At 42.7% G+C, this 12,868-nt stretch carries 10 protein-coding genes; 1 reads left to right on the forward strand and 9 read right to left on the reverse strand.

The features are described from left to right. Nucleotides 1–43: 43 nt before the first annotated feature. The 3 genes from ACESZG_RS18050 to ACESZG_RS18060 form a co-directional block, all read right to left on the reverse strand. Entirely contained in the window at nt 44–922 is an 879-nt protein-coding gene (locus ACESZG_RS18050) for a carbohydrate ABC transporter permease (protein ID WP_019160841.1), read from the reverse strand. Nucleotides 923–935: 13 nt separating this feature from the next. Then, on the reverse strand, nt 936–1,841 hold the full coding sequence (locus ACESZG_RS18055; protein WP_025580677.1) for a carbohydrate ABC transporter permease: 906 nt from the start codon (nt 1,839–1,841) through the stop codon (nt 936–938). A 246-nt stretch (nt 1,842–2,087) separates the two neighbouring features. Beyond that, the gene (locus ACESZG_RS18060; RefSeq protein WP_025580678.1) at nt 2,088–3,332 is read right to left on the reverse strand and encodes an ABC transporter substrate-binding protein; all 1,245 of its coding nucleotides are present in this window, start codon (nt 3,330–3,332) and stop codon (nt 2,088–2,090) included. 269 nt (nt 3,333–3,601) lie between these two features. Between ACESZG_RS18060 and ACESZG_RS18065 the strand changes: the two genes are divergently transcribed. After that, a complete protein-coding gene (locus tag ACESZG_RS18065) occupies nt 3,602–4,501 on the forward strand; it encodes a helix-turn-helix domain-containing protein (protein ID WP_020993456.1) in 900 nt (299 codons plus the stop codon). Nucleotides 4,502–4,541: 40 nt separating this feature from the next. Here ACESZG_RS18065 and ACESZG_RS18070 read toward each other — a convergent pair whose 3' ends face one another. From ACESZG_RS18070 to ACESZG_RS18095, 6 genes are all read right to left on the reverse strand, one after another. Then, a complete protein-coding gene (locus tag ACESZG_RS18070) occupies nt 4,542–5,810 on the reverse strand; it encodes an ABC transporter substrate-binding protein (protein ID WP_368211040.1) in 1,269 nt (422 codons plus the stop codon). Nucleotides 5,811–6,003: 193 nt separating this feature from the next. After that, complete coding sequence (locus ACESZG_RS18075) at nt 6,004–7,347, reverse strand: ATP-binding protein (RefSeq protein ID WP_368199686.1); 1,344 nt, start codon at nt 7,345–7,347, stop codon at nt 6,004–6,006. Between the two features lie 32 nt (nt 7,348–7,379). Further along, entirely contained in the window at nt 7,380–8,048 is a 669-nt protein-coding gene (locus ACESZG_RS18080; protein WP_008705911.1) for a response regulator transcription factor, read from the reverse strand. Nucleotides 8,049–8,346: 298 nt separating this feature from the next. Then, nucleotides 8,347–10,116: a Na/Pi cotransporter family protein gene (locus tag ACESZG_RS18085; protein ID WP_368211039.1), complete on the reverse strand. Its 1,770-nt coding sequence runs from the start codon at nt 10,114–10,116 to the stop codon at nt 8,347–8,349. A 272-nt stretch (nt 10,117–10,388) separates the two neighbouring features. Then, on the reverse strand, nt 10,389–10,889 hold the full coding sequence (greA, locus tag ACESZG_RS18090) for a transcription elongation factor GreA (protein ID WP_008705914.1): 501 nt from the start codon (nt 10,887–10,889) through the stop codon (nt 10,389–10,391). Between the two features lie 15 nt (nt 10,890–10,904). Then, complete coding sequence (locus ACESZG_RS18095) at nt 10,905–12,719, reverse strand: NYN domain-containing protein (RefSeq protein ID WP_373218886.1); 1,815 nt, start codon at nt 12,717–12,719, stop codon at nt 10,905–10,907. Nucleotides 12,720–12,868 lie beyond the last annotated feature (149 nt).

Here is a 12,868-nt window from a genome sequence, read left to right on the forward strand (position 1 = left end):
GTAACATCGCAAACAATTGTTATTGTCCTGCTGTCCTCTAATATTATCCTTTAATACCACCGGTGACACCACCGATGATCTTCTCAGACAGGAAAATATACAGAATAAATGTCGGCAGGAATACAATGATCACTGCTGCAAACATTCCGGCCCAGTCACCTGTATATTTCATGGAGTTGATCATTCCATAAAGTCCGGGTGCAACAGGTTTCAGCTTATCCGAGCTTGCGAAGATCAGTGACAGGAAATACTCGTTCCAAATATTAATAAAGTTAAAGATTGTTACTGTTACGATTCCTGACTGTGCCATGGGAAACATGATTTTCCAGAAAGTACGCATGGGAGGGCATCCGTCGATTGCTGCCGCTTCCTCATAGGTCCTGGAAATATTGCTGAAAAATGTAAGCAGGAAAATGGTCGTATAAGGTACATTAATTCCTACATACAATATGATCAGTACAGTTCTTCCTGCAGCCACATTATTCAGGATTCCCATACCGGAAATAATGCTGAAAAGGGGAAGAACAACCATGATTGCCGGAACACCCATGGCAGATACGAAGCTGGTCTGGATAAATTTGTTTGCAATAAAATCAAATCTGGACAGTACATAAGCTGCAGGTGCACACACCAGAATCAGTATTGTGCAGGAAATTACTGAATAAATCAGAGAGTTTCCGAAGAATCCTGCAACTCCGGCACCGTTCCATGCTTTTGCATAGTTTTCAAAATGTAACCCGGACTCAAACTTCAGGGCTTTTCCCTGGAAGATTTCTGCTGTTGTTGAAAAACTTGCCCCGAATACCCATCCCAGAAGCGCAATGGTAAAGATTACCCAGAGCAGCAGAATGATGTATCCCGGCAGGAGTTTGACTTCTTTTTTCAGATTAAAGGGTCTGCGTGCCTCTTTTTCTTTTGCCATTTCTCATCCCTCCTTAGAATTCCAGATCATCATCTTTGATCACTCTGTTACAGATTGTAAATACAATGACTACGCAGACACTGAGCAGTACACCAATGGCAGCTCCCAGACCTGCATTTCGTTCTGTAACTGTATTGCCGCCGCCAAAAATCTGCATATACATATAAACATAAGGGGTAATTGTCTGTGTGTCTGCAGTTACTGTGGAGAAAAGCTGTGACCATACAAAAAAGCCTACACTGCTTACAGACCACATGGTAATGTTTGTCTTAAATACTCCCTTTAACAATGGAAGTGTCATGTAACGGAACTGTGCCGGTTTGGTCGCTCCGTCAATGGTTGCCGCCTCATAATATTCGGGACTGATACGCTCAATACCGCTGAGCCAGATCAGCATATGGTATCCAACCATGCCGAAACAATATGCAAACAACAGTGCCCAGAATTTGTGGTCATTATCCAGAAACTGGATCTTTGCCAGATTGTCCAGATGCAGTGCTGTAAAAAGATCTTTCAGCAAGCCATATCTTGGGCTGTATACATACTGCAGCCACATAGTAGCAAGCGCTACTGCACTGACAATATTTGGCATATAAATGATCGCGCGGAAAAATTTCTTTCCTCTGATTCCACTGGTAAGAATAACTGCAAATAAAAGAGACAGGCTCATTACCACCAGACCGCCGATCAGCCAGATACGAAACAGGTTAAAAAATGAAGTCTTAAATAAGCTGGTACTCATCAGCTTTGTATAGTTGCCAAATCCTACAAATTTCCATAAATCCATGGAATCTGTAACTCCGTCGATCTTGAAAAAGCTCATGATCACTGTTCTGATGATTGGATAAAGAAAGATTCCCAGAAACAGCAGAACTGCCGGAGTCAGAAATACAACGATCATCGTTTTATTCTTCTTCAAATAAATACCTCCTCTGTAAGTTATACCATATCTACGGATTGCTACGCTTCGCTCCCGCAATCCTCCAGCCATTCGGAATCCGCTGATTTACTTCGTAAATCGCTACTTCCTCATGTCTGGCGGTTTCCAAGTCTAAAAGTCTTATCGTGCAAGCACGAACGACTTTTTGCCTTTGAAACCTGGATATTCAAAAAGACAGATGGCGGCAGCGTAGATACGATGCCACCATCTCTATAAATTCTTTATTTATTTCGCTGCGTCCTGCATAGTGGAAACAAATTCATCTGCTGTAATGGAACCTGCCATTAATTTGATAAAGTTTTCTTTGATAACCGGAGTCATATCTACGTTGGATTCTACACCGCATGCCCATGTGAAACGGTTTGTGCTCTGCTCAATAACAGGTTTTGCACACTCAACCATTGCCGGCCATTCTGTGTTTGTTGTATCAGCCGGGATACCTACAGTTTCATCTGCAAGTTTCTGGTCGTATTCACCTTTTGTAAGGAATGTGATCAAATCAAAAGCTTCTTTTGCAAGTTTTGTATCTTTGTTAATACCAAATACCTGTGCACCAAAGTTGTTTGTTTCGATTCCGTTTGCTCCGTCTGTAAGTGCCGGATATGCGAAGCATCCCCAGTGGAAGTCAGGACCTGCCATCTCTTTTACTTCGTTTGGTAACCAGGAGCCATTCAGATACATTGCAGCTGTTCCAAGTGCAAGCTCTGTGTTCTGACCTGCAGGCCATACGTTGGAACCAACCATCTCTGAATAATATCCGTTAGATGCAAGTTCTTCGATATCCTGTGCCATCTGAAGAACTGCAGGATCATCCCATTCACCTTCAGTTACGATCTCTTTTACTTTATCTTCGCCAACCAGTCTTGCAAGATGATATCCGATCACACATGTTGCATAGGCATCATCCATAGTCATTGGTGTGATTCCTGCATCTTTTAATTTCTGGCATACATCTTTGAATTCATCCCATGTCTTCGGTTCTTCTGTGATTCCTGCCTGCTCAAACAGATCTTTGTTATAGAAGAAAGCAAATACGTTTGGCTGATATGGAATTGTTTTTAATGTACCGCCGCCGGCATCACGGCATGCTGCCATCAGACCTGCATTTGCAGTTGCTTCATAGTCATTCTCTTTCGCAAGGTCTTCCAGATCCAGAAGATATTTACCGTACATTCCGTTTACACGGTCGATATCTTCGTCAAAAATATCAATCTGTGTGCCGCCGTCCAGTGCAGGCTGAAGTGCTTCACGGTTTCCGGTACGTCCTTTAAACTGAAGGTCTACCTTAACCCCTGTCTGTTCTGTATAAGCGTCAACTGCTTCCTGAATCACCTGTCCCTGTGGCTCTGTAGCTTCCCACATTGACCAGTAAACTAATGTATCATCTGCTGCCTGAACAGTGAAAGCCGGTGCCGCAAGTGAACCAACCATAACCGCACATAATGTTGCACTAAGCATCTTTTTCTTCATACCCATAACCTTTTTTCCTCCTTGGTCAGTTTTGACATTTTGTCTTCTTTTTTCTCTCTTTTCTCTCTTTTCGCTCTTTTGTTGAATTTCAACAATTATTTCTTTTGGTAGTTCTTATTTTATCATTTTTGCACAAATAGTATTTGCACAAACGTCCATTTCTTTTGTACAAAAATTCATTTTTAACTGGTTTTTCATCTGTTTTTGTTGTATACTTGTACACAACAACCATATTGCAGTTTTCGGACGGGCTGAGGGAGGTGGCAGTAATGGCTTTTGAGAGTATGTATCTGGAAGAAGATATTCATATTGACCGGATTTATACAATCCACTATTTTGAATACAAAAGCGATTTTCACTTTGCAGGAGAACGCCATAATTTCTGGGAATTTCAATGTGTAGATAAGGGAAAGGCAGAAATAGAGACAGATAACGGTATCTACCATCTGACAAGCGGACAGCTCATCTTTCACAGACCAAATGAATTTCATAACCTTATTGCCATAGGAAATACCGCACCTAATATTGTGGTAGTTTCTTTTGAATGCGATTCTCCATGTATGAAATTCTTTGAGAAAAAATTGCTGAAACTTTCTGATTCTGAGAGAAATCTCATGGGAATGCTAATTGCCGAGGCACGCCGCTGTATCAAAACCCCTCTGGATGATCCTTATACAGAAAAGATGGAAAAGAAAGAAGATTTTTTGTTTGGTTCTCAGCAACTTATCCGCATTTACCTTGAGCAGATGCTGATCTACATGATTCGGAGAAATTCTTCTCCTCCCATGACTGTACCTGTCAGCCAATTTGTGAATCTGAAAAATAATTCCGCTGTCTATAAGCGTGTCATTGCTTATATGGAAGACCACATCCGGGAAAATATTACACTCTGCGATCTGTGCCATGACAATATGATCGGACGCTCCCAGCTTCAGAAAATATTTCAGGAACAACATCAGTGCGGCGCCATGGATTTCTTTTCCCGGTTAAAGATCGCCTATGCCAGACAGCTGATCCGCGAGAACCAGATGAACTTCACACAGATTTCGGAATTTCTGGGATACTCTTCCATCCATTACTTTTCCAGACAGTTTAAAAAAATTTCCGGAATGACACCCACAGAATATATCACATCAATAAAGGCGCTCTCAGAACGAGAGCGCCAGTAATACCAGACCAATATTTTCATAATGTTGAACAGCCTTTTTCTTATTTCATATTGCTGAGATTCTCTATAAATTCATCCGATGTTTCTTCTAATCTTGTAAGCTTCAGAAGTTCGCTTTGTATCTGTTCTTTATAATCCGGATCTGCCTCCAGACCTGCGGCCCACATGTACGGCTTTGACATCTCTTTCATATACGGTACTGCATCTGCCAGCACTTCCGGCCATTGTGTATTGTCCGTATCTGCCGGGATGGAATTAACCGCATCTGTCATTTTCATATCTGTTTCCCCGGTACAGATGGAATATGCAAAATCAAAAGCTTCCTGTTTCATCTGCGAATCCTTCGTGACTCCAAATCCCTGTGCTCCCACCATAACACCTTCTGTGCCGTCTGTTCCTGCCTTTACTGCAGGCCATGGAAAAAATCCCCAGGAATCATCAGATTCTGTAGCTTCTGTCACTTCATTCGGAACCCAGGAGCCCTGCAGCACCATGACTGCCTCGCCATCTCCCACTTCATCCTGACCTTCCGGATGCTGTGCCGGTGCACTCTGACTCATATATCCCGCAAAAAACAAAATTCTGATATCATCTGCCGCCTCTTTTGCCTGTGGAATCTGTGACCAGGTACAGTTACGGATCAGCTGCTGCACTTTCTCCTGTCCAAGGTATCTGGCAAGCTGATATCCATACAGAAGATTCACATACTCTTCATCGCAGGTCATGGCACTAAGGCCACTGTCACTGTTTTTAATCTTACGGCATACTCTGATCAGTTTCTCCCAGGTATCCGGGATATCCTGTTCTGTAAGTCCAGCCTCTTCCCATAAATCCTTATTATACCAGACGCCTGTGATATAAGGCTGATACGGCATTGCAAGCAGTTCTCCATTTCCCCAGTTCTTCACCTGCTCCAACAGTACCGGCATAATATGCTTCTCATAATCCACAGTATCTGCCATTCCTTTTAATTCTGCCAGATAATCCCTGTGTTCCTGAGCCATCCTCTGATAATCATCATCAAAAAGGTCAATCTGTTCTCCGGCATCCAGGGCAGGTTCTATCAGAGACCGGATTCCTCTGCCCTTCCACTGAATCTCTACAAAAATACCTGTTGCTTCTTCATAAGCTTCTGCTGCTTCTCTGATCACATCTGCCTGTGGTTCATCTTCTTCCCACATGGACCAGTATACAATACTCTGTTCCGGAATTTCTGTGATTTCATCTGATGCTGATACAGTAACCGCTCCTGTTGCGAACAGCATTGACAAACAGCTCATACCCGCTGCAATGCTTCTCCATTTTTCCATACTGAAAATACCCTCCATTGTACCTGCTTTTACATGGATAACTGTCTGATTTTATTTTCTCCAATAATCACTTGTCTGTCAATCCCCAAAATTTATACATTTCTAACAACCATGTCGGATACTGTCCACTCTCTTTTCAACACCAGACAAAATCATCCACTTCACTACACCGAATAACTGCTTCACAGGAGCTTTACTTAGTCTGATCAAACAGGATTTCCATCTTCGTTCCCTTACCCGGCTCACTGTCCAGAAGAATCTTCGCATGATGCAAAACTGCGCCATGTTTTACAATAGAAAGCCCCAGGCCTGTACCTCCGGTTTCACGTGAATGGCTCTTGTCCACTCTGTAAAAACGCTCGAAGATTCTCTGCTGTTCGCTCTCCGGAATTCCTATTCCGTTATCTTCCACACGAAAGTACGGTTTCCCATTGAGTTTTCCCACAAAAACCTTTACATCTCCACCATCCGGGGTATAGCGGATAGCATTATCTGTAATATTGTAGAACATTTCATATAATACATGGCGTACTCCCTGCATCTGTGCAGGTCCGCCTGTATATTCCAGATTAATCTTTTTCTTTGCTGCCCTGTTCTGCAGATTGTTGATCACATCTTCCCCAAGCTCTCCGATGTCAACCTGTTCAAACATAGTTTCTCCGTTCTTCTCATCCAGTCTGGAAAGCTGAATGATATCTGCAACCAGATTTGATAAACGCTCGGACTCATGAAAAATCCTGCCGGCAAAATCCTGCATCTTGTCCGGCGGTACCATTCCATTCATCATAAGCTCCGCATATCCGGAGATTGACATAAGAGGAGTTTTCAATTCATGGGAAACATTTGCCGTAAACTCTTTTCTTGCACTCTCTGCATTCTTAAGATCTTCCAGCTGTTTCTGAATCTGTCTGTTCTGCTGATCCAGACGAAAAAGCAATGGCCTTAATTCTTCGTAGCATACATGCTCCAGAGGATGTTCCAGATCAATCCGGTTGATAGGCTCTATCAGCTTTCTGGTCTGTTTCTGCACAAGAAAAAGTTCAATTACAAGGATCACGCATACCAGTCCGCCAAGCAGAAGAAAGCTGGTTAACATTGTTACCAGAAGACTGTCTGTAGTCCTGGCTACTCGCAGAACCTGATCATCCTTTAATTTTACAGCATAGTAAAACGTCTGTTTTGATAAGGTGTCTGAATAGCGTACCATCTCACCGGATCCCTGCTTCTCAGCTTCAATAAATTCCGGTCTGTTACTGTGATTTTCCATTTCTTCCGGATTCTCAATACTGTCAAACAACACCTGACCATCTTTTCCCAGAAGAGTGATCCTGCTGCTGGTGGCGTCTCCGACCCTGTCTGAGAGAAAAACGTCTCCGTCTTCTTCCAGACCTGTTTTAATATATGCGGCTTCATCTCTGACACCCTGTTTCATATAAATATCATATCTGTTATACATGACAGTTCCTGCTGCCAGGAATGTAAGTATTACGGATAAAATAATAAGTAAACTGGTGTGACTGAATATTTTATGCTTCATTTTTCCACTCCTGTTTTCGTCGGTTTTATCTGTTATGCGCCGATCCTGTATCCTACACCCCGGACCGTTTCGATCAGATTTCCTGCCTCGCCAAGTTTCTGGCGCAGGGTTCTCACATGGACATCCACAGTTCTGGTTTCACCGTCAAAGTCATATCCCCATACATGGCAGAGAATCTGATTTCTTGTCATAACAAGTCCTTTATTCTCCAGCAGATACTGAAGAAGTTCAAATTCTTTTCGGGTAAGATCGACCTTCTCTTCCCGGTAACGCACCTCATGACGTCCTACATTCAGATAAAGCTCGTCGTAATGCAGTTCCTTGTCTTCATTCTGACGGGCACTTCGTCTGAGAACTGCTTTTACTCTGGCAACAAATTCCATCATACCGAAAGGCTTGGTAATGTAATCATCCGCTCCGCCTTCCAGACCTTTTACTTTGTCAAATTCCGCTTCTTTTGCAGTAACCATAATTACCGGCACATCCTTTACAGATGGCATACTTTTCAGCTGTTCCAGAATGGTATAGCCATCATCTCCCGGAAGCATGATATCCAGCAGGATCAGCTCCGGTATCTCTTCTTTCAGCGCTTTCATCAGTTCATTGCCATTGCCAAACCCCCTGGCTTTAAATCCTGTTGTTTCCAGTGTATAAATAAGAAGCTCCCTGATATTCCGCTCATCTTCTACACAATAGATCATTCTGCTTTGCCTCCCCTTTATTTATCACCTGCTTTGTCGTCACAAGTGTATTTCTTTTTTCAGTATACTTATTTTTTTATCCCTGTACAAGTAAATATCCGGCATCTGCTTCATTTCTTTAAAGCAAAAATCCGGCCATTTTCTCTGAAATATCTCTCTCAGATACTTCAGAGTGCCCGGATTTCCTGATCATGCGGATAACATCATCCGTTACTGTTCACTTCGTTCTCAATAACGTTGCCAAAATTCATTCCAAATTGCCTGCGGCAATGGAATTTTGTCATCTACCTGTTTATTTTTATGAAAGCTGATATTTGATTCGTGCGTCTTCCAGTTCATGATAAAATGTTTCGTCCGGATGGCTCTTGACGATATTCAGATGACTGTGAGTATCATACAGATCTTCATTCACCTGCGTCACACAGACTCCAATATTGGAACAATGGTCTGCCACACGTTCCAGACAGGTTGTAATGTCCGAAAGGATAAATCCCATCTCTATTGTACATTCACCGTTTCTCAGTCTCTGTACATGACGACGTTTTACTTCTTTGGAAAGTTCATCAATCACTTCTTCCAGTGGTTCAATTTTCTCCGCAAGCTTCATATCCTGTTTGTCAAAAACTTCATATGCCGTATTTACGATATCTTCTACTGCCTGTCCCAGCACTTCCAGATCTTTCTTTGCATTTTCGGAAAATTTCAGTCCTTTTTCATAAAGCTCCTGTGCTGATTCCATAATATTTACAGCATGGTCGGAAATACGTTCAAAATCCCCGATACAGTGAAGCATAATGGAAAGGCTGTGACTATCTGCTTCTGAGATATCTTTGTGGCTCAGCTTCACCAGATAAGTTCCCAGTTCATCTTCATAGCGGTCAACCTTGGATTCCATGTTTTCCACACGTTCTACGCCTTCTTCACTGTATTTATCCACCAGACTCAGTGCTGTAAACAGTGCATTGTGGGATTCTTCTGCCATTTTTCTTGCTGCATTGCGGCTCTGCTCTACTGCAAATGCCGGTTTCTCCAGGAAACGAGGCTCCAGGATCATAAACTCTCTGTCCTCTGCTGAAACAACAACGTCCTCTTTTTTGTCCCGGATTGTAAGACAGGCAAGTTTCTCCAGTCCCTTTGCAAAAGGAAGGAGAATGATCGTTGCAGTAACATTAAATACACTGTGGATAACAGCAATTCCTGCCGGTGTTGCTGCCTGATGGAAGAAAGAAAATCCAACAACTGCATTTATAAGATAGAATACAGTCATAAAGATAACCGTACCAATCAGGTTGAAATACAGATGTACTGCTGCTGCACGTTTTGCATTCTTCTTGGCTCCGATTGCAGAAAGGATTGCAGTAATACAGGTTCCGATGTTCTGTCCCATAATGATCGGGATTGCTGCACTGAACGGTACTGCACCTGTAAGACACAGGGCCTGCAGAATACCTACGGATGCAGAAGATGACTGGATCACTGCAGTAAGAAGGGCACCTGCTATAACACCTAACAACGGATTTGAGAATTTAAGTAACAGATTTGTAAATTCCGGCACTTCTGCAAGAGGTTTTACAGCAGAACTCATCATATCCATACCGTACATCAGGATTGCAAAACCTATAAAAATTGTTCCGATATCTTTTTTCTTTGAATCATTGATAAACAGAATGAAGATCACACCAATGATCGCAAGCACAGGGGAAAATGATGTTGGTTTAAACATCTGAATAATAAAATTATCACTCTGTATTCCTGTCAGGCTTAAGATCCAGGAGGTGATCGTAGTACCGATATTGGCACCCATGATCACTCCTACTGCCTGTGATAATTTCATGATCCCTGAATTTACAAAACCTACTACCATAACAGTCGTAGCTGAAGATGACTGGATCACTGCTGTTACTCCTGCTCCCAAAAGCACTGCTTTTATCGGATTTGAAGTAAGATTTTCAAGAATCTTCTCCAGCTTTCCGCCGGAAACCTTCGCAAGGCCATCTCCCATTGCATTCATACCATACAAAAATAATGCAAGGCCTCCGATCAATGTTAATATACTGAATAAATTCATGATTATTCTCCTTTTCCCTTTTCATAAGTATATGGTTATTTAACTTGCTTCTCATCATAACCATGCTTTGTAAAATCATCCCCATGAGAATGTTAAATTCATGTAAAATTTCCAGTCATCATATTCATTCTGTGTAAGGTTCCCATAAATCCATCCGTATTTTTGATATAAAAATAAAAAGAACCATTGCAGGAGATATGACACTAACCGGTGTTCATCTCTTACAATAGTTCTTTCGTCAATCCGGATCCTGTATTTCGACAGTATTATTATCAGAATCCGCGGATTTCTTCATCCTCGGAACCAGTCTTATCAATAGAACGGATTTCCAGGAAATAACTGTAGTTATCATTTACCTTTACTTCCACTCTGTCTCCAACCTTGTGACCTTTCAGAGCCATACCAATGGGAGATTCAATGCTGATGCGGTTTTCCATGGAGTTTCCTCTTATGGAAGTAACCAGTTTGTATTTCTCAATCTCATCGTCTTCCTCGAAATATACCTCTACAATATCATCCATTCCAACTTCATCGTCTTTGGAATCATCAGAAACAATGGTTGCTGTTTTCAGCATATTCTCAAGGTAGCGGATGCGGCTTTCATTCTGGTTTTTGTGCTTCTTGGCCGCATAATACTCAAAGTTCTCACTCAGATCCCCCTGGGCTCTTGCTTCTTTTACAGCTTCGATTGCTTCTTTTCGCACAACCAGCTTGCGGTGGTCGATCTCCTGCTGGATTTTCTCAACATCCTTCTGTGTAAGCTTTTCTTTCATGACTGCATCTCCCTTTTACTGTTTTCCAAGTCGTTTCTCTTTCATATATTGTGCCATTTCATCAGAAATATTGTCGATCAGATAATTTTTACTGCTCTGACGTTTCTCATGCCATTGCTGGCGGATCTGATTTTCTGTAGCTTTTATTTCGTCCCGAAGACCTCTGGCAGACATACGGTGGGCACCCTGTCCCATGATGATGATCTGCTCCAGTCCATCGGATGTTGCTACCGTTACCTGATTTTCCCGGCCAATCTTATGAACCGTTTTCTCAATGTACTGATCCGCTGTCTCAGCTTCTTTGGTGTAAACTACATGAATGTTATGATAGGTGATCACTTCCTCTGCATGGCCCTCTATCTTGTAAGCATCAAATACAAGAATTAACGTACATTTCTTAAAGCCCTGATAGTTGCTCAGAATATCCATCAGTTTTGTCTGAGCTGCATGGAGGTTTGCATCTGCCAGCTCTTTTAAATCTTCCCAGGCATAGATGATGTTATAGCCATCTACAAGGAGATATTCTTTTTCTTTCTTCTTAGCAGAAGAACTGTTGCGGTAATAGCTGCCGCTGTCAGATTTTGCAGAAAATGTTCTCTTAAACTGTGGTTCTTTGTAACGCTTGACCGGTCCGAATGTGCGCTCAAAAATTGCTTTCAGCTCTTCTTCATCCTCATAGCTTCCTACGCCGGCATTCCTGGGTGGACGATAACCTGAATCTGTCTGATTGTTACTGTTCCTGTTTCCTACTATACTTTCTTCACTATCCGGTATGGCATTCCCCAGTTCAGACTCGTCAATCCCTTCTAAGTGCATATAATCCTCTACTTCATACCATGACACCACAAATCCAGCTCCATGAGCACAGAATACAGAACCCGTGGGATTGTCCAGGTCACGTTCGGAATCATATCCAATCTCCTCTACAATTTCATCCTGATTCTGACATGGGGCATAGCCCTTCAATGAACAGAATAATCTGCCCCGTCCCTTTGTATAGGAGGTTACCTGTGTCTGATAATCTCGCATCATTGATACAGGTGCACTCCCCTTCAATACCATCATATCATCCTCATCCGTTTCCGGCTGCTGGAAGGTTCCATTCATTTTCTGAATGTCAGTCATAGCACGCCCTATCATATCCCCCGGAATCTCAAGTCTGAACTCATAATATGGCTCAAGCAGGACACTCTTTGCTTTCTTTAATCCCTGACGCACAGCCCTGTACGTCGCCTGCCGGAAATCGCCGCCCTCTGTATGTTTCAGATGAGCTCGCCCTGTGATCAGTGTAATCTGCATATCCGTAATCGGAGAACCGGTCAGTACTCCCGGGTGCTCCCGTTCTTCCAGATGAGTCAGAATCAGACGCTGCCAGTTACGGTCCAGCACATCCTCACTGCATGCAGTAAAAAACTGCAGACCGCTTCCCGGTTCTCCGGGTTCCAGAAGCAAGTGTACTTCTGCATAATGACGCAGCGGTTCAAAATGGCCTACACCTTCTACCGGCTCTGCGATTGTTTCTTTATATACGATATTTCCTGTGCCAAACTCTACTGCTACGTGGAAACGCTCCCAGATCAGATGCTTTAATATCTCAATCTGAACCTCACCCATCAGCATGGCATGGATTTCTCCAAGCTGTTCGTTCCATACAATGTGAAGTTCCGGTTCCTCCTCTTCCAACTCTTTGAGTTTCTTAAGCATCTGGTGAACATCACAGTCCTCAGGAAGCAGAATTCTGTAATTTAATACAGGTTCCAGAACCGGCATCTCAGATTCCCGTTCAATCCCAAATCCCTGTCCCGGATGTGTCTGGGAAAGGCCGGTCACTGCACAGATAGTTCCTGCAGGAGCTTCCTTTGCAAGCTCAAATTTCGCACCGGAATAGATACGGATCTGATCGCTTGAATGAAAAAGTAAATTCTACATTCTAACACACCTTGATTTTATGCGGGATTAAATTCTATTTTCGGAGATAC

The sequence above is a fragment of the Blautia sp. Marseille-P2398 genome (assembly GCF_964240315.1).
GTDB classification, from domain to species: Bacteria; Bacillota; Clostridia; order Lachnospirales; family Lachnospiraceae; genus Blautia_A; species Blautia_A wexlerae.

What these genes read in the sequence shown, in the direction of transcription:
- ACESZG_RS18050 (WP_019160841.1), bottom strand. Translation starts at nt 922, where the DNA reads ATGGCAAAAGAAAAAGAGGCACGCAGACCCTTTAATCTGAAAAAAGAA.
- ACESZG_RS18060 (WP_025580678.1), bottom strand. Translation starts at nt 3,332, where the DNA reads ATGAAGAAAAAGATGCTTAGTGCAACATTATGTGCGGTTATGGTTGGT.
- ACESZG_RS18065 (WP_020993456.1), top strand. Translation starts at nt 3,602, where the DNA reads ATGGCTTTTGAGAGTATGTATCTGGAAGAAGATATTCATATTGACCGG.
- ACESZG_RS18070 (WP_368211040.1), bottom strand. Translation starts at nt 5,810, where the DNA reads ATGGAAAAATGGAGAAGCATTGCAGCGGGTATGAGCTGTTTGTCAATG.
- ACESZG_RS18075 (WP_368199686.1), bottom strand. Translation starts at nt 7,347, where the DNA reads ATGAAGCATAAAATATTCAGTCACACCAGTTTACTTATTATTTTATCC.
- ACESZG_RS18080 (WP_008705911.1), bottom strand. Translation starts at nt 8,048, where the DNA reads ATGATCTATTGTGTAGAAGATGAGCGGAATATCAGGGAGCTTCTTATT.
- ACESZG_RS18085 (WP_368211039.1), bottom strand. Translation starts at nt 10,116, where the DNA reads ATGAATTTATTCAGTATATTAACATTGATCGGAGGCCTTGCATTATTT.
- greA (WP_008705914.1), bottom strand. Translation starts at nt 10,889, where the DNA reads ATGAAAGAAAAGCTTACACAGAAGGATGTTGAGAAAATCCAGCAGGAG.